This window comes from Pseudobutyrivibrio ruminis CF1b (assembly GCF_000424005.1).
Taxonomy (GTDB): Bacteria; Bacillota; Clostridia; order Lachnospirales; family Lachnospiraceae; genus Pseudobutyrivibrio; species Pseudobutyrivibrio ruminis_C.
The window spans coordinates 98,809-117,444 of the sequence record NZ_AUJB01000017.1; the positions used below are offsets into that span (position 1 = coordinate 98,809).

13 protein-coding genes and 1 riboswitch are annotated in these 18,636 nt (G+C 40.7%); of the genes, 2 read left to right on the forward strand and 11 right to left on the reverse strand.

The window, feature by feature from the left end; genetic code table 11:
• Window positions 1-82: 82 nt before the first annotated feature.
• From G592_RS0113955 to dapA, 8 genes are all read right to left on the reverse strand, one after another.
• A complete protein-coding gene (locus G592_RS0113955; RefSeq protein ID WP_028248345.1) occupies window positions 83-2,359 on the reverse strand; it encodes a cyclic nucleotide-binding domain-containing protein in 2,277 nt (758 codons plus the stop codon).
• 164 nt (window positions 2,360-2,523) lie between these two features.
• A complete protein-coding gene (locus G592_RS0113960) occupies window positions 2,524-5,319 on the reverse strand; it encodes a glycosyl hydrolase 53 family protein (protein ID WP_028248346.1) in 2,796 nt (931 codons plus the stop codon).
• Window positions 5,320-5,574: 255 nt separating this feature from the next.
• Entirely contained in the window at window positions 5,575-6,972 is a 1,398-nt protein-coding gene (locus G592_RS0113965) for an MFS transporter (protein WP_028248347.1), read from the reverse strand.
• A gap of 71 nt (window positions 6,973-7,043) precedes the next feature.
• On the reverse strand, window positions 7,044-7,682 hold the full coding sequence (gene upp, locus G592_RS0113970) for a uracil phosphoribosyltransferase (protein WP_028248348.1): 639 nt from the start codon (window positions 7,680-7,682) through the stop codon (window positions 7,044-7,046).
• A 120-nt stretch (window positions 7,683-7,802) separates the two neighbouring features.
• Entirely contained in the window at window positions 7,803-9,158 is a 1,356-nt protein-coding gene (locus G592_RS0113975; protein ID WP_028248349.1) for a uracil-xanthine permease family protein, read from the reverse strand.
• Between the two features lie 47 nt (window positions 9,159-9,205).
• Window positions 9,206-9,958 (reverse strand): TraX family protein, encoded by a 753-nt coding sequence (locus G592_RS0113980; RefSeq protein WP_028248350.1) that lies wholly within the window; start codon window positions 9,956-9,958, stop codon window positions 9,206-9,208.
• Window positions 9,959-10,019: 61 nt separating this feature from the next.
• Window positions 10,020-11,558, reverse strand: a complete 1,539-nt coding sequence (locus tag G592_RS0113985; RefSeq protein WP_028248351.1) for a Na+/H+ antiporter NhaC family protein — start codon at window positions 11,556-11,558, stop codon at window positions 10,020-10,022.
• Entirely contained in the window at window positions 11,545-12,429 is an 885-nt protein-coding gene (gene dapA, locus G592_RS0113990; RefSeq protein WP_028248352.1) for a 4-hydroxy-tetrahydrodipicolinate synthase, read from the reverse strand. The genes G592_RS0113985 and dapA overlap by 14 nt, the downstream gene beginning before the upstream one ends.
• 67 nt (window positions 12,430-12,496) lie before the next feature.
• A riboswitch (Lysine riboswitch) is annotated at window positions 12,497-12,674 on the reverse strand.
• Between the two features lie 114 nt (window positions 12,675-12,788).
• Between dapA and G592_RS0113995 the strand changes: the two genes are divergently transcribed.
• Together G592_RS0113995 and G592_RS0114000 are read left to right on the forward strand one after the other, a co-directional pair.
• Window positions 12,789-13,589 carry an N-acetylmuramoyl-L-alanine amidase gene (locus G592_RS0113995; protein ID WP_028248353.1) on the forward strand — a complete coding sequence of 267 codons (801 nt, stop codon included), beginning with the start codon at window positions 12,789-12,791 and terminating at the stop codon, window positions 13,587-13,589.
• 22 nt (window positions 13,590-13,611) lie between these two features.
• Entirely contained in the window at window positions 13,612-14,583 is a 972-nt protein-coding gene (locus tag G592_RS0114000; protein ID WP_028248354.1) for an ion transporter, read from the forward strand.
• Here G592_RS0114000 and G592_RS0114005 read toward each other — a convergent pair.
• The 3 genes from G592_RS0114005 to G592_RS0114015 all read right to left on the reverse strand — a co-directional run bounded on the left by G592_RS0114005 (window position 14,569) and on the right by G592_RS0114015 (window position 18,489).
• Complete coding sequence (locus tag G592_RS0114005; RefSeq protein ID WP_196801852.1) at window positions 14,569-16,044, reverse strand: GGDEF domain-containing protein; 1,476 nt, start codon at window positions 16,042-16,044, stop codon at window positions 14,569-14,571. The genes G592_RS0114000 and G592_RS0114005 overlap by 15 nt on opposite strands.
• A gap of 85 nt (window positions 16,045-16,129) precedes the next feature.
• Entirely contained in the window at window positions 16,130-17,539 is a 1,410-nt protein-coding gene (gene rlmD, locus G592_RS0114010; RefSeq protein WP_028248356.1) for a 23S rRNA (uracil(1939)-C(5))-methyltransferase RlmD, read from the reverse strand.
• The gene (locus G592_RS0114015) at window positions 17,539-18,489 is read right to left on the reverse strand and encodes a 3'-5' exoribonuclease YhaM family protein (RefSeq protein ID WP_028248357.1); all 951 of its coding nucleotides are present in this window, start codon (window positions 18,487-18,489) and stop codon (window positions 17,539-17,541) included. Before G592_RS0114015 ends, rlmD begins: the two co-directional genes overlap by 1 nt.
• Window positions 18,490-18,636: the final 147 nt, after the last annotated feature.

The following is an 18,636-nucleotide window of genomic DNA, read 5'->3' on the forward strand; positions in this document are numbered from 1 at the left end:
TTAAATATTGCCAAATTAGTTTATCATTCTATAATACTGTGGTCAAACAAATGGCAGGTCCATCGGACCTGCCATAATCGCATTACATTTTCAAGTATTCCAATCCCTGTTTTACCTCATCAGGCACAACGCCTTCGTTTTTCTCCACCTTATCTATCATGGTTTTCAGGTGATTATATGCCTGACTGCACTTAATCTCATGTCGTGAAATAACCTGCTCGTACATTGGATGGTTTGCCACCTTCGAGCGATACGCCTTTGCAAAGGTGCAATGTTTGTTCAGGATATTACGTTCCGCCTTATTCAAGCGGATACTTCCCTGTGCCTCGAAGTTAATCCATATTGTATACTGCTTCGTGAATGCTTCACGCATGTTGTTGCGGGAAGATTTAAGCAGTGTCTTTACCTTCTCTTTATTCTCAGCTGATAAATCCTTGTTCTTGCGATAGAAAGTAAAGTAATCATAAAAGTCTGATGTAAGACACTCTGAGCCAATATCGTTCCAACGAGAGCCCTGCTCTTTTCGGCAAATCTCCCAACGGAAGGCACCACAGCAGTAAATCATCAGCTTATCCAAATCATCAAAGGTGAACATCGGAAATACGAATCGACCTGGTGAATCAACCTTTATACCGCCGCACTCCTGCCACATCATTGCACGCATGCCGCAGTTTGGAAGAAGGATGATATCAGGCTGAACTCGTTTCAAGTATGATTCACTCTTTACGCCAGCTTCCATATCGGTAAAAAATCCTTCTCGAAGGAAGATACCATAATCAACCTCTTCAATCTTTCCCATGGCCTCTTCGAGCTTGGCTTTTGTAAGTAACATTTTCATTACTTCTGCGCCAAAATCTTCTTTTGTAAGTACCGGGCAGAATGAAGTCATTTTTCCAGAGGTTGTTCTGTTTGCTGAAACGAAGAAATTGTTCATTTCGAACTTAACCTTCTGCTCCTGGTCATTCATCCAGGTTGGCATATCAGCCTCTGAAATATTTCCTGCTTTTCTTTCCTCTAAAACAAAACCACGATAATCTAAATCCAGCTCGTTACGACTAGGCTCTCGCTCGCCAGCGTATACCGCTCTAAGCCAGGTGTAGATAGTAAATACGTGCTCACCCTGACATAACGTATCCATTCTATCCATGATGTCAGCGAGCTCATTTGTAAGTTCATCTCCAATAGCATCATAATAAATGTAACCCATATTCAGGAACATCTTTATGATAGTATCAAGCTCACCGCCGTATGCTTCAAACTCTAGCGCTCTAAAGAAGGTCTTTTGGTATAGCTCGTAGAACAAATCAACGGCTTTCTTACGAACCTTACGTTCATTATCCTCCTTACCTTCTCTATCAGCCAAAGCTAAGTATTCATCAAGCTGACTCTTATATTCAGCCGTCTTCTCTTCATCAACCTCTGCGAACTCACAGATATGCTCGAAGGTCTGTGTAAACTCAGCCTGCTTCATCATCTTAGCCTCATCAAAGTTTGCAGCTGTGGCGGCAAAATCGTGTCCTTCGTATTCTGCCCAACGTTCTTTGATAAGAGCCTTATCATAAAGCCCAGACTGAGACATAAACTTATAGAGCATCTTCATGAGCTTTTTAATATCATCCTGCTTTGCGCCATGCTGGGCTGCATATATCTGAAGATTAAAAATCAACTCAAACATATCCCCTTTATCTGGAGATAACAGGATGGATGAGAACTCGTCTAAATAAAAGCCCATAGTCTCTACACATTCTATAGCACGCTTCATATATCCACAGCTGATTCCGATTACACCTGTAGCAATCTCATTGCGACTTCCATAAATATTTTCTATTTCTTTATTATCAACGGAATTCAAGCTATCGATGTATCCATGCTCCCATTTAAGAATTTCATCCTTTAAATCAAGTGGCTCAATTTCCTCAAGCATAGGAATTTCCTGAATCTCGGCGCCTATTGTTCTGCATTGCTTTTTATATTCATTATTAATTCCTCGGCAGTAGCTGTAAAAATCATCTACCTTCTTTTTCTTGTCATCGTAGATTTTAAAAACATCTCGACACTGCCTAAAGGCACCCTTTGAGAAACCAAAAATGTATACAGGCTGAGCCTCAAAAATAGCATCGAAATCGTTCATGTTCTTATAAGGACATTTTATAACCATGGCATCCTCTGCCACAGTATAGTCAGCCTCATAGTCCACGTTTAATGCATCGGAAAGACCCGCGATAGTACCAGGCCCCAGTGTCAAATGCTGGCCTCGCCACACCTGTTCAATAGCACCTGTAACAACAACATACATGCTATCTACAGGATCACCCTCGTTTATTAACTTTTTCCCCTTTTCAACATTAATAGGTTCCAAAGATTCCCCTCAATAGTTGTATATACCACAACGTCATTCATTAGCAGCGGCCTACCGGCACACTTTCCTGCAGGATACTATAACTTACTATAATTATAGAATTGTCTGAATATTATTGCAATTCCATTGAAATAAATTCACAAAAATTTAACGGCTGAGGGGGATTACCATCTAAACCATCCGAAGATTTTCTTCACAACCTTGATGATTTCTTTTACTACTGGAACTACAACCTGCTTTACGAAGGTGTCTACAGCTTTTATTATTTCCTGGACTGCCTTCTCTACAGCTTCTTTTTCTTTGTCCTTGTTGTCGTCGGATGGGGTGTCGCTAGGGGCTGGGTCATCTTGGTTGCCTGCACCTGGGTCATCGATTACTGGATCATCACCAGGTGTAGGTGTTGGGTCGTCGCCACCGCCGATTTCCTCGGATGAAGCCTCGGCTGTTTTGTAGAGATAGAAGTCATCCCATGCGCCCCAGCCGCCTGCTGCAGCTTTGACACTTACGCCAACAGTGATTTCTGTTGAATCCGTATTTACGATAATGTCTGTGACCTCTGGGTTGGCCCAGTTCTGCCAGCCTGTTACACTTGTATCTGTAGAAAGATTATTATCACCAACAACTGCGTAAAGCTTGAACTCAGCTGCGTCACCGCAATCTCCACCTTCAACGAAGGCACCAAGCTTGTAAACGCCCTTATCGACAGTAACCTTCTGTTCTACTGTGTAGTAGATTTCCTCGTTGTCCCAGAACTTAAGGCTCATCTGGCCTGTTCTTACATTTGAAGAATCTGCCTGGATTGAGACACCGTTGTTGCCATCGGCATTTTTGATGTCGCTGATAGTCCAAGCCTTGTTGCCATCCTCGAAGCTTCCATTCACAAGAAGATTCTTAGGGTTGATGGTAAGCTTACAAGTTACATCCTTTGTTTCATCATTAACTACTACAGTTCCAGGGATTTCGTATTCGCCAGCGCCGGCTTCCATAGCTTCTGCAACCTTTGCCTCATCCCAGGTAACCTTGGCATCAACCTTTGAGCCGTCGTTATATACTACTGATGCATTTTCAGGAAGAACCACATCATCACCAAGCTCCACTGTCACTGCTTCCACATCGATTCGGATGACAGAAAGAGGAGCCTTGGCGCCTGAGCGAACGTAGCTATAAATCTTTGCTGATGCAAGGGCGTGGCCTTCGAAATCAAACCATGCTTCATTGTCTACTGCAGAACCGCCGTACCAATCCTTAGCATCCTTATCATAAGCACCGGCATAAGATGATGCCCAGCCACTGCCGTATTTTTCCCAGGCTTCCTTATTGCCAGCAAGCACATCTGCTGCATCCTCTGCATCTGCATCATAAGCCTTTACTGGAATCCAAGCTGGCTCCCAGTAGAACACGCCGATACCATCATCGATCGATGCAACTGTGTCGATTACTGAACGAACTGAATCTGCCTGGCCCTGAACAGAGATGTCGAAGTTTAGGGCATCTCCAGACTTGCCTTCGTATTCAGTATTTGTATGACCATCTCCATCCTTAAGTGTGTGAACGTAAGATGTTTCTGCTACCATGACCTTCTTGTCATAGGTGTCCGCTATATCAGAAAGGACGCTCTTAAGATTGCTTAAAGTTCCATGCCAATATGGATAATATGATGATGCGAACACATCATAGTCAACGCCATATTCATCTAACTTCTTGGCGTAGCCTGCATATCTTCCGCTGGTCTCAGGATTTGTGAAATGAACTGCTACTAATATGTCATTATCAAGATTCTTAGAAACAGCCCTTACTGCCTTGCTGCCTGCTGAAAAGATTTTTGACATGTTCTCCCATGACTTCTCTCCGGCCACTCCGTTGTTTGTTTCGTTTCCGATTTGAACCATGCCAACGTTTACGCCAGCATCAATAAGCTTGTCTAAGCTGTCCTTTGTGTACTTTTCTACTGCCTCAGATTTTTCATTGATAGACATAGATTTCCAAGCCTTTGGTGCAGTCTGCTTGCCAGGGTCTGCCCAGAAATCAGAATAATGGAAATCGATAAGTACCTTCATGCCTGCGCTTGTAACCCATTTACCGATTTTAACAGCAGTGTCGATGTCGCAGTTTCCGCCACCGTAGCCATTGCCGTTGCCATCAGTTGGGTCGTTCCAAACTCTGATTCTCACATAGTTGACTCCACAATCATGCAAGAAGTCAAAGAATCCCTGATTGCTAAGCTCATTGCCGTCGAAATCATAGTATTTTACTCCACTATTTTTCTCAGATAGATATGAGCTTACATCCACACCTGTAATGAAATTGTCATCACAGCCTGCTACCTTTTCTACATTTATCTCTGAGTCAACTGGTTCAGTTTCCTCTGTTTCTTCCTGACCAGGTTCCTCTGCTGAAGAGTCCTCTAGTGTGTACAATACAAAATTGTCCACATCGCCCCAGTAGCCACTTTCAACTTTTCCACTGAAGCTAACGGTAATATCCTCTTTATCCTCAACTGTGAATTCCTCTGTTGTAAATACACTCCATGAATCCCAGCCTGTAGTTTCTACATCGATGTCTTCTCCTGCGATGCTGACTGTCATTCCAGACTGGCTGGTTGCACCATCAGCCTCAAAGGACAGCTTGTAGGAACCGGCAGGTAGATTCTTAATTGTCTGAGACAAAGAAAGCTCTGCCCCATCAGCATTGTTATTCCAGTAATTAAAAATGTTAGTTTTATTATTGCTGGCCCATTCATCTACCTTTATTTTTGAGCCGACATTTTCGCTATCATCATCTGGCATAGACACTGACCAGCCAGACAAATCGCCCTTCTCAAAGTCACCATTTTCAATATAATCTGTTTTCTTCCAAGTCTTTTCTTCTTCAGCATTTGCTGATATTGGAGTCTGGGCAAGTACCACAGACACAATAGAAAATGCGCTAAGAGCGCGCACAAACACACTTCTTCTCTTCATTCTATACCCTCCCTTAAGTTTTCCTCTGGTTGCAACCGATTGCAAGTGATAATATAGCACTTTAAATCCCGTAAATTCCATTGACATTACAAACGATTTACTAGAAATATCTTTGTTAAAACCCCACATTTTTGCGCAGCTGTTGCGCAAGTTCAAAAAGTTATATTAAATAATTTATTCATGATTTTTCACAAACGCCGATTAATCTTTTGCTAATATATAGCCTCCAAAAACTTGCTTACTATTTATTTAAATCTATTTAAATGTATCCACTGTAACCTGATCCAGATTAACGAACTTGGTCTCTTTAACCTTGGTCATTAATATTAAAAGTGATAATGCCATAAACGGAACACAGATTACTAAGAATAGCACATCAATAGGAATAAACTTTTGACCTATAATAAATGCAATCTGTCCTATAAACATGCCGGCTCCAATAAGGACTGATATGGTACCCATAACAGATGAACGCATGCTTGATGGAGATGATTCTGCAGGCATTGTAAGAATCAGTGTATCTGACATGGACCAAAGGCCACCTATAGAACAACCATAAGCTACTCCTGCTGTAATTGGACCCCAGCCTAGTCTACATGCTAATACAAAAATTAAAAGTCCCCCTAAAGCTATTGTTCCAAGTAAGAGGCATACTCTTTTTCTTCCTAATTTGTCCGAGAAAAGACCGCTCAGTATAGTAACAATTCCATTACAGAATGGATATATCAAAAGTGCCAATGACACCATCTGCGTTGTCATGGCTCCCTCTAAAACTGTTGCATAGTAGGATGTGTAGAAGGTTGTTGCAAAGAATAAAAATCCTGCGATTAAAATCCATCTCAATTGCTTGTTTGAAAATATAAACTTAACTGCATTAAAAACTCCACCTTGGCTGGAGGTATTGTTTTCCTTTTCTGTCTGGCGGCGTCTTTCCTTCTCTTCTTCAGTTAAAGAAAGATAAAATATTCTTTGTTCTAAGAACACAGGTGTTTCTTTAACTAAAACCACTGATAAAATTCCTACCACTAATGCCACTACAACAGGTATGGCATATACATATTTCCAACTTGATGATACACCATCATTCAAAAAAACTTTCGAAAGAACACCAATAGATGACACTGAAATAAGGGCTATGCCCTTAGCTACAAAGCTGTAGGTGGCACGTTTCTCCTTTGGTGCTGTCTCCATAATATAAAGAACCTGCATATCATTAGGTGTGAAAAACAACATGAAAAGCATACCTATTATATATTGAAAAACACTTGTTGAAGTCATAACAACAAGCATACCTAGACCCATACCTATGGTGTTAATCATAAGAAATAATCTTCTTCCATAGCGATCGGACAGAGCCTTATAAAAAGGCGCTATTATCAGGAATAGGTTTGACAGCAAATTCCAACTTGCCACGTAGTTTAGCGACTCCTTATATTCTGTTGAATTTACGTCCCTGGATGATATTTTGAATAAATCAAAAATAATGTATGGCTGCATAGCCGAATTTATGTTAGATGTAACCTCATCAACGATGTAGATAATAGTAAGAACCACCATTATCATACCAAGATAGTAAGCAGGCTTAGGTGCACTGGCAGCCTTTCTAAGGCGCACTAACTCCTTGGCCTCCTTCTCAAGAGTATTATTTCCCATATAAAATTCCCCCTTATCATTTATACCCTAGACATAAGAGTATCACGATAAGAGGGAAATGCAAGACTTGATTATTTAGTTCCGAAGATTCTGTCTCCGGCATCGCCAAGACCTGGGCAAATGTAAGCATCTGCATTGAGCTCACGATCAATGTGTCCGATGTAAATCTGTACATCTGGGTGAGCCTCATGAAGAGCACGAACACCCTCTGGAGCACCGATGATAGCCATGAACTTAATGCGCTTTCCACCGTGCTGCTTGATGAGGTTGATTGCATCGATTGCAGAACCGCCTGTAGCAAGCATAGGATCTGTAACTACGATGAGACGCTCCTCGATTGGGCTAGGAAGCTTGCAGTAATACTCGTGTGGCTCATGTGTCTCCTCATCACGGTACATACCGATGTGACCAATCTTAGCTGTAGGAACGAGACGCTGAATACCATTTACCATACCAAGACCTGCACGAAGGATTGGCACGATTGCCATCTTACGACCAGCGATAACTGGTGCCATGCACTTCTCGATTGGTGTCTCGCACTCGATGTCTACTGTCTGTAAATCGTTGAGAGCTTCAAAAGCCTCAAGCATAGCTATTTCTTCTACAAGAGCACGGAACTCTGCTGTACCTGTGTTCTTATCTCTAAGCATTGTAATTTTGTGTTGAAGTAAAGGATGTGTTAACTCTACTACATTATCTAACTTTTCCATTAGATACCTCCTAAATATATCTTTATTAACAAGGTAGTTCGCCCCATTTTAAATTGCCTGCGGCAAGGGGGCTCACAGCAATTTCATTATGCAATCATAGATTGCATAATAAAACTGCCTTTACCAACCTTCTTTATCAAAACGATATCTCTCAGGATTACCATACTCGTAATCTCTTCCTGGGATAATCGCATTGAGAACTACACCTGCGATTGCAGCGATTGCAAGGCTTGTAAGTGTGATGTCTGTAGAACCTACTGTAAATGTAAGTCCATCAGAGAAACCAAGGCCGCAAACTAAGATAACTGCTGCAATAATAAGGTTTCTTGAATGTGTGAAATCTACATGATTCTCAACCACATTTCTAATACCTATCGCACTAATCATACCATAAAGCATGAAGCTTATTCCACCTACGATTGCGCTAGGCATTGTGCCAATGATGTCTGCCATCTTAGGAATGAATGAAAGTACAATAGCATAAACTGCTGCAATTCTGATAACCTTTGGATCATGAACCTTTGAAAGTTCAAGTACTCCAGTGTTCTCACCGTATGTTGTGTTAGCAGGGCCACCGAAGAATGCTGAAAGTGCTGTAGCAAAACCGTCACCTACAAGTGTACGGTGAAGACCTGGATCAGTAACAAGATCCTCGCCAACTGTAGCTGAGATTGCTGACATATCTCCGATGTGCTCCATCATTGTAGCAATGGCGATTGGTGCCATAACAAGGATTGCTGAAATGTTGAACTTGCAGATGAAGAAATCTGGAAGACCAACCCATGCTGCCTCGTTTACAGCTGTGAAATCAAGAATTGCGCTACCGTCTGCATTTGTCATGCCAAAGGCATTGAAAACAAGTGCACATACATATGAAATTACTACACCCATAAGAATAGGAAGAATCTTAAACATTCCTTTTCCCCAGATGTTGAAGATGATTACTACTGCAAGAGCTATAAAAGCAAGAAGCCAGTTTGAAGATGCATTGGTGATAGCTGATGGTGCAAGTGAAAGACCAATGCAAATGATAATAGGACCAGTAACTACTGGTGGAAGAAATTTCATAACCTTGTTGATTCCAACAAGCTTAATGATTAATGCAAGAATAAGGTAAAGGGCTCCGGCAACAACAATACCTCCGCATGCGTATGGAAGCTTTTCGCCCATAGTCATATTTTTGAAAATACCAGTATTTAAATTAGCAACAGTGTGAAATCCTCCGAGAAAAGCGAATGAGGAACCAAGGAAAGCTGGAACTTTTAATTTAGAACATAAATGGAAAAATAAGGTGCCGACACCTGCGAAAAATAAAGTAACCTGAATTGAAAGACCTTCGCCATTGAAATAATTGTTGACGAGAATTGGAACTAAAATAGTGGCTCCAAACATTGCAAATAAATGCTGAAGACCTAAGATGAGCATTTTAGGAATACCTAGCGTAGAGGCATCCTTGATTGGTGCATGAGTGTTCATACATTTCCTCCCTAAACTTTAATTTAACTTAAACTTTCAGTATTCTATCACAACAGGATTGCTCTGACAATCCCAATTATAAAAAGATGTATTGGATAAAAATAATTAAAGCTGTAGCGCATGATTTTCGAAGAACTTCCGCGCTTTCCATTATAAAATGCGATAGGGATAAGCATTAAAAATGCAGCTGATTCCAGTGTTCCGCATCCCAGGGTAAGGATAGCTACACCAGCAGCAAATGCCAGTAATCGTCTGTTCCTTTCTTCTCCGTGTAAGCAGTACATCAAAACAATAACTGCCACTCCAACTATGTTGTAGTCCACACTGGCAAAATAAGCTGCGACCATTCCTGCCACATAACATAATAAAACCACCAGCTTCTTTGCCACTATATTTTCAATACCCCAAAACTTTTCCTTCTTTGACTCTTCCAAAATCCAAATCAAAAGAAGTCCAATTAAAAGAGTGAATACTACATTGGTCTTGTTCCATACAAATAAGTCCCCAAACAAGCTCCAGTCAAATGGTATTTCTGAAAGCAGTGCCAAAATAACCAGTCTGATAGCATACTTTTTCACATTTCTGGTATGAAAGAATCCTTCCACCAAAAGAAAACAGTATATAGGAAATGCCATTCGGCCAACGCCTCTCAAAAAGCGATAGAGCTCCCAGTTCAGGCAATCATTAGCCATGCCATATGTGTAATACAAGCCATAAGTAGCATGGTCCACCAACATTGTGATTATGGCGATGAGCTTTAATCCATTTCCAGTTATTTGAAATCCTGCTTTATTTTCCATGTAAACCCCTTCTCATAAAAAAACTCCCTGGTGCCAAACACACCAAGGAGATTATACCACACTATGCTTTTTCTTGTCCCTTTGAAAATACCTTTATTCCAAATAAAGTTCCAATCATTACTACGATTCCAATAGCAAGACATGCAATCCAGTTTCTTACGAAACCTGAAATAACATAAGATAAAAGTGAAACACCTGCTACTGTAAACGCATATGGAAGCTGAGTACTTACATGACTGATATGATCACAATCAGCTCCCGCCGATGCCATGATAGTTGTATCGGAAATTGGTGAGCAGTGATCACCGCAAACTGCACCAGCCATACAAGCTGAAATAGAGATAATCATAAGCTCGTTATTAATATCTCCACCAAATACATTTACTACGATAGGAATAAGAATACCAAATGTACCCCATGATGTTCCTGTTGCAAATGCAAGGAAGATACCTACTAAGAATACGATAGCAGGGATAAAGCTCATAAAGTGACCGTTATCAGCAATATTTGCTACTATTCCAGCAACATATTCCTTTGCTCCAAGAGAATCTGTCATAGCCTTAAGTGTCCATGCAAAAGTAAGAACCAAAATAGCAGGAACCATACTCTTGAATCCCTCTGGGATGGCGTTCATGCACTCGCTAAAGCTGAGAACTCTTGTCACAAGGTAAAATACGATAGTAATTAAAAGAGCAACGACTGAACCGTAAACCAAACCTACTGAAGCATCTGAATTAGAGAATGCATCGATAAATGTTTCCCCCTCAAAGAATCCACCAGTGTAAATCATTCCGATTACGTTGCAGATAATAAGTGCAGCGATAGGAAGCACAAGGTGAATAACCTTTCCTTTTTCAGAAACAGGTGGATGTGGCTGATCCTCTGCACCAGTTAATGAAGCTGCATCCTTCTTCTTTCTCTGCTTTAAAGCTGCTCTGTGATTAAGCTCTGCAAGATTCATAGAAGCATAATCAAAATTCATAAATGTAATGGTAAACATCATTACAAGTGTAAGCAATGCATAGAAGTTGTAAGGAATAGCTCTGATGAAAAGAGTAAGTCCATTTGCTCCATCTACGAAACCTGTAACAGCTGCAGCCCATGAAGAAATAGGAGCGATAATACATACAGGAGCTGCTGTTGCATCAATAAGATATGCAAGCTTCTCACGTGAAATTCCATGCTTATCTGTAACTGGTCTCATAACAGAACCTACTGTAAGGCAGTTGAAATAATCATCGATGAAAATAAGCATACCAAGAATGATTGTAGCTACCTGTGCGCCGGCCTTTGTCTTTACATGAGTAACTGCCCACTTACCAAAAGCAGCCGAACCACCGGCTCTGTTCATAAGCATTACCATACTTCCAAGGATAACAAGGAAAATAAGAATACCTACGTTCCAGCTGTCTGAAAGCTGACCAATCATTCCATCTACAAAGATGTGCTCCATAGCAGCCGTTAGATTAAAGCCTGCATATAAGAGTCCACCTGCGAAAATTCCTATAAACAAAGAAGAGTAAACTTCCTTTGTAATCAGTGCCAAAATGATGGCGATAAGTGGTGGCAGAAGCGACCAGATTGTATTAGTAAATTCCATATTCTTTCATCTCTCTTTCCAAAACTTTTGCGTGAGCCTCTTCCATTTCTGTAAGTGGCTTTCTAAGAGGACCTGCCTCAAATCCCATAATGTTAAGAGCCTTCTTAACAGGGATTGGATTAACCTCTGAGAATAGAGCATCTATAAGTGGAAGTGCCTTAAGCTGCATAGCAGCTGCCTTCTTGAAATCTCCATCGAGACATGCCTGGCATAAATCATGTGTCTGCTGTGGTGCCACATTTGAAAGAACTGAGATAACACCCTTTCCACCAAGTGACATGATTGGTACTATCTGGTCATCATTTCCAGAGTAGATATCAATGCATCCATCAGCTAACTGTGCAAGCTTTGCAATCTGGCTGATATTTCCACAAGCCTCTTTGATTGCCACAATGTTATCCACATCTTTAGCAAGTTTTACAGCTGTTTCTGGGAGAATATTGCAGCCTGTACGTGATGGTACATTGTAAAGGATGCAAGGAATCTTAATGGCATCTGCAGTATCTTTGAAATGCTCATACAAACCGTTCTGTGTAGCCTTGTTGTAATAAGGTGTTACAAGAAGAACTGCATCTGCGCCAGCCTTCTCAGCTTCCTGAGAAAGATAAATAGCTGTCTCAGTCGAGTTTGAACCTGTTCCCGCAATAACAGGTACACGCTTGTTTACAGTCTGTACGCAATGTTTGATTACATCTATATGTTCCTCATGAGAAAGTGTAGATGCTTCGCCTGTAGTTCCGCAGATAACAATAGCATCTGTGTTGTTCTTAATCTGAAATTCAATCAGATTATCAAGCTTTTCATAATTAACCGAACCGTCATTGTTGAAAGGTGTAGCGATAGCCACTGCAGCGCCAGTAAAAATACTCATTATCATATCCTCCTAAAAAAAATTGGCTAACCATTATAATAAATGGTTAGCCAAAAAATACGTTCATTTCAATGATAGCTCCCCATCTATTACTAGATGACAGTCATACGGCTCTTAACCGTATGCCCAAGACAAACACACACAGGAGTGTGCTCTCTTTCGGCGAAATCCCCTTTTATCTCATATCACTTGGGCCTGTCCCATCAATGAGATTACTAATGTTTCTCGCAACCTCTATCTCTTATTAAGTTGTGCTTATACTACATCAGTAAGTACCTAGTGTCAACAACAAATTGATAAACAATCATAGTGATGATAAAATTATTTCAAGATTTTTTAATTGGGGGACAAGTAAAATTATGAAAACATATTTCAAAAAAATCATTACTATCGCGATTTGTTTAATAACTATCCTTTCGCTCATGGCCAGCAATACTGTTATTTCTGAGGCCAAATCCAAATCATCAAAGAAATCATCTAAAAACATCGTAGTTGTCCTTGACCCTGGTCATGACACTACCCACATGGGATGCCATTATGAAAATTTTGAAGAAGGCATCGCTAATTTATATATTGCCTACTACTGCAAACAGGAGTTGGAAAAATATTCAGGTGTGACTGTATACATGACCCGCTACGGATTCGATTGTCCTTACGGTGCAAATCCTGAAACAACATCTGATTGTCTCACATCAAGAGTTGAGTATGCTAAGTCTGTAAAAGCAGATGTGCTTATCAGCCTTCACAACGATTATGATCCTGATTTGGATAAGTCACAGAATGGTGCAAAGGTCATCATTCCTAATCCAAACTACAGACCTGATTTATGTATCAAGGGACATGACCTTGGTCAGTCAATTTTGACTCAGCTCACCACTACAGGTCTTGCCGTAAACGACTGGAAGCTCTGCCCTAACGGAACAGGTCTTGTTACAAGAGATTCTGAAGGTGGTAAATATCCTGATGGTTCTGCCAAGGATTACTATGCATTGATTAATAAATCAAAGGTATCTGGCTTTGCCACTATTATTGTGGAGCACGCTTTTTGCACCAATGACTCAGATAGAATTAATCACCTTAGCACACCAGAACAGTATCAGCAGCTAGGTATCGCAGATGCTACTGGAATTGCAAACTATTACGGATTAAAACTGAAATAGGAGAATTTTTAGGAGAATATCAATGAAAAAACTAAACAGGCAGGAAATCTTTAATATTATTCAGATTGGCCATAAGGGAGATGTGGCAAGCCGTACTTTCGATATTTTCATCACTGCAACCATCCTTATAAACGTTCTTGTGATGGTGCTCCAGACATACGAACAGTTCTCGCCATATGCTGATTTATTAAATGCTCTGTCTTTAATTACAATACTTATCTTCTGTGTGGAGTATGTACTTAGAATATGGACTGCAGACCTGCTTTATCCAGAGGATTCCCGCCCAAAGGCTATAGTAAAATTCCTGCTATCCTTTGACGGTATAGTAGATTTATTTACCATACTTCCATTTTTCTTCTTATCAGGATTTGTAGCATTTCGTATTCTTAGAGTAATAAGAATTTTCCACCTGTTTAGAATCAATGGGCAGTACGATTCTTTCGCAGTTATCTTTTCAGTTTTAAAGGAAAAGCGAAATCAGATTACATCTTCTCTCGTAATCCTGATGATTCTCATGCTGGCCAGCTCTATTGGAATTTACTACGCAGAACACGATGCTCAGCCTCGTGTATTCAGAAATGCCTTTTCAGGAATATGGTGGTCTGTTTCCACACTTCTTACAGTTGGATACGGTGACATTTACCCTATCACTACTGCCGGACGTATTATGGCCATACTTACCGGTTTCCTGGGTGTTGGCGTCGTGGCTATCCCTACTGGTATCTTAAGTGCCGGATTCGTTGAGCACTACGCAAAGATGAAGCTACTTAACAATTTTGCCAGGGACGAGCAGATTGATTTGCTTACAATTCATGTTACAGAGGGACATTGTTGGAATGGATTGAAGGTTTCAGAAATTGGGGTGCCAGATCATTTCCTTCCGGCTATCGTTACCCGAGAGGGTGAATCTATGATTCCTGTACAAGATTTGAAATTAAAAATCGGCGACACAGTCATACTGGCCGCCGAAGCTTATTTCTCACATACGTACTAATGAATCGATTGCTTCACCAAATACTTCATCAGGTAAATCGTACATTAGGACTTTATCTGCTCCCAAATCCTTCGCCAGTTTTTCTCCTTCCGGAGATTTAACAACGGCAAGGATTGGGATATTATTGAAGCTTTCTCTTTGCTTCATGTATTTCATTGTTAATACACCAAATTCATTATCTTCATTAACTTCCAGTAATACCAACTTCAGTTGCTTATGATACTGGCTTATGGTGCACAGAGCATCATGGTCACTGGCTGCTGAAAGAATCTCAAAGGTTTCCCCTTTATATTCCTTCAACTTCTTAATAACATCCATTCTTCCATCATTTATGCTAATGAGAATTGGCTTCTCATAATGACGATAGTCCACACTCCAAATTGTGCAGTTATTTTTGCCACCAATTTTTGATTTATAAAGAGCATCATCTGCCATCATAAACACTTCATTGCTGTCGCGCATGCTATTACTGATAATAGCACCAATACTCATGGTAAATGGCTCGCTGTTGCCCAGATTTATATCGCTTAAAAGCTTCTGCAAAGCCCTGCAACGAGATTGAAGAATGGTAATATCACTCATTTGTGGCATCAATACCACAAACTCGTCTCCCCCATATCGTCCTGTAATATCGTAAGCTCTGAAACTGTCTAGCAATAATCTTCCCACATGTTCCAAAAGAATATCACCGGTGTTATGTCCAAGATTATCATTTACTGATTTGAAATCATCCAAATCCAAAATCATCATGGCACAATAATCATCCTCAGGTTTTTGAAGGAAATATAAATCAATCTTTGAAAGAAGAGCACCCTTATTAAATACGTGAGTAAGCTTATCCAACGAGCTTTCACCCTTCAGTTCCTTCATGGCCAAAGCCTCTCTGCTTCGCATCTCAAGAATAAGATGACCAAGGACCATGGAAACAGAATAAGCACCAAGGATCATGTAAACATCTCGTCTAAACAAGTTAAAATCTTTGAAGGTATAAGAAAATGCGGAGAATGTAACAGTAGCTACCAGCTCCTCCCAACCATACTTATACATCCTGTCTATATATAATGTAGGGAAAACAAGTATCAGCATCGGAACAAAATAGGCCTGCTTATCTGAATATACCACCGTATCAACAAGGATAAAGACCAGAGCAAGCCAAAAATAGAATGAGCAGCAAACTATTCCTGCCACTTGAGAACTTACTGGGCCGTGATTTAATAGATATACATTCACACGATATTGAATTACCATCAGAGGAAGCATTAAGACATGAACCCATGAAATTCTGAAATCTGGAACGAAAATAAGAGCAATAACTATCATCAAAAGATAGATGATGGAAATGTACATGCAGGCACGACGAAGCATGTACAGATTACCCTCATTGATTGAATCTATACATACTTCAAAATATTCATTGATATCTGCATTTTTCTGCTGGTGTTTCACAACAGATCTATACATATGTCCCTGCATTATATTTCACCTTTGCTTCAATGAATACTAATCACACAATAACGCTATCTTAAATGTATCAGATTATGATTTTCTATTGGTGTGTACACTGTGAATTTTCTGTGAGATATGTAAGTAAAGCGCAGGTTTCTGTATGTGTTGTATGACCGAACTGATCACAGACAGTATATTTCTGTAAGCTATATCCATTTGCCTCAAGATGCTTTAGGTCTCTGGCTAATGTAGCGCTGTCGCAGCTGACGTAAACAATACGGGCCGGCTGCATCTTAATCATGGTATCAAGTGCTGTAACATCACAGCCTTTTCTTGGTGGATCCACCATAATGACATCTGGGTGTGACATCTTTTCATAAATTTCTGGAAGAACTACCTCTGCCTCGCCACAGTAGAACTCAGCATTATCAAGACCATTAAGCTTAGCGTTTGCCTTTGCATTTTCGATGGCCTGTGGCACTACCTCGATTCCTATTACTCTGCCAGCATGCTTTGCCATTGAAAGGGAAATAGTTCCGATTCCACAATATAGATCCCAAACCTCTTCTGTGCCGTGTAAATCTGCATATTCTAAGGCCTTGCTATATAAACGTTCCATCTGGTCATGGTTGACCTGATAGAAGGAATTTGCGCTGATATCAAAAGCGATGGTATCACCATTTTCAAGAGTGATAGTGTCTCTGATAGCATCCTTGCCGTAAAGTGTCTTTGTCTCAAATCCCATGATAACATTGTCACGACGAGTGTTGATATTAAGAACCAGGGAAGCTAGCTCTGGCTCTACTTTTTTCACATGGGAAATCAGCGAATCGACCTTTGGAAGCTTGTCTCCATTTACAACCACGCAGACCATGGTCTCGCCTGTAGCCTTGCCTTCACGGACAAGCACATGGCGGATAACACCCTTTCCAGTAGTCTCATCATAAGGAGCAAGGTTGCATTCCTTCATGTAATCAATTACCGCATATACGATATCCATGCTCTTCTTTGAGCAAAGCTTACAATCCTCTGATGGAATGATTCTGTGACTGCGTGCACCGTAAAATCCAGCAACAATATTGCCTTCTTTATCAAGGCCCACAGGTACCTGTGCCTTATTTCTGTAGCGAAGTGGATCCGTCATGCCAAGGATAGGCTCTCTGATAGAATCCACAAAATCTCTGTCATATCCGCCTATTTTCACAAGGTTATTGGCAACAATGCTGTCCTTCAGCTCCAGCTGCTTGACATAATCCACCTGCATAATCTGGCAGCCACCACACTGTCTGGCATTAGGGCAGGCAGGCTCTACTCTGAACGGTGATGGCTCAACAACCTCTTTTAACGCTGCAAAACAGTATGTCTTTTTCACCTTAGTAATGATGACATCACAAAGGTCGCCAGCAACTGCGTCTTTGACAAAAATGGTCACACCATCAGTGTGACCAATTCCAGCCCCTTCAAGGGACATATCTTCTATTGTTAATCTTACAATATCGTTTTTATTCATTAATTCTTTCCTGTTCTACGGATGTTTGAATCAAGCAGACGATTAAATCCCTGCCATGTCAAATTGTTCTCCTCAACATTCTCAAGAGCCTCGTAGATAGTCTCAAGCTTTGCATCGATATTATCAGCAAATGAAAGAGCAATAGCCTCTGCAATAGCTGGCTTCTTAGGTGAACCAAATTCAAGCTCTCCGTGATGTGAAAGGATACAGTGGATAAGCTCTTTACGCTTAACAGCTGGGAATCCTTCGATATCATCGATAGCTCTGTCTACCATCGTAGCTCCTACGTATATGTGGCCAAGAAGCTGACCCTCATCTGTGTAATCGTTGCGTGGGAACTCTGAGAGCTCCTTTACCTTACCGATATCGTGGAAGATAGCGGCAGTGATAAGTAAATCTCTGTCTAAGAATGGGTACTGTCTGCTGAAATAATCGCAGTTTGTAGCAACTGAAAGTGTGTGCTCCAAAAGACCGCCTGTAAAACCGTGATGAACAGACTTGGCTGCTGAGTGAGCTTTGAACTCCTCGATAAATGCCTGATCTTCAACGAAATATTTCTTGAGTAATGCCTTCATGTAAGGTGCCTGGATGGAATTGATAAGAGCCATCAAATCATTCCACATAACACCGATGTCCTTCTTGCTGGATGGGATGTAATCTGAGATATCAAACTCACCCTCATTAGCCTTGCGAAGGCGCTTTATATTGAACTGTAATGCACCATTCCAGCTGGTGATATCACCTGTAACTGTGATGAAATCCAACTCATCGTAATCGCTGATGCCCTCGGAATCTACATCCCAAATCTTTGCATCGATAGTGCCAGTCTTATCGCATAATGTAAGTGACTCAAAAGCCTTTCCTGTCTTAGAAATGCCCTGTGTCTTCTTCTTGCACAAGTAAGTCTCTGTGCCTCTGTCTCCCTCTCTGAGGGTGTTAATGTACTTCATGTATATCTCCAATCTAAGCTCCAAAGGAGCCGCGCAGCATAAGCTGCAATTTAGCTTCTTTAATTATAAGGGATGAAGTCAGCATAATCAATGACTAGACCATGAGCGAAAATATAAATTATTTCACTTATTTTTAATCGTTTTCGC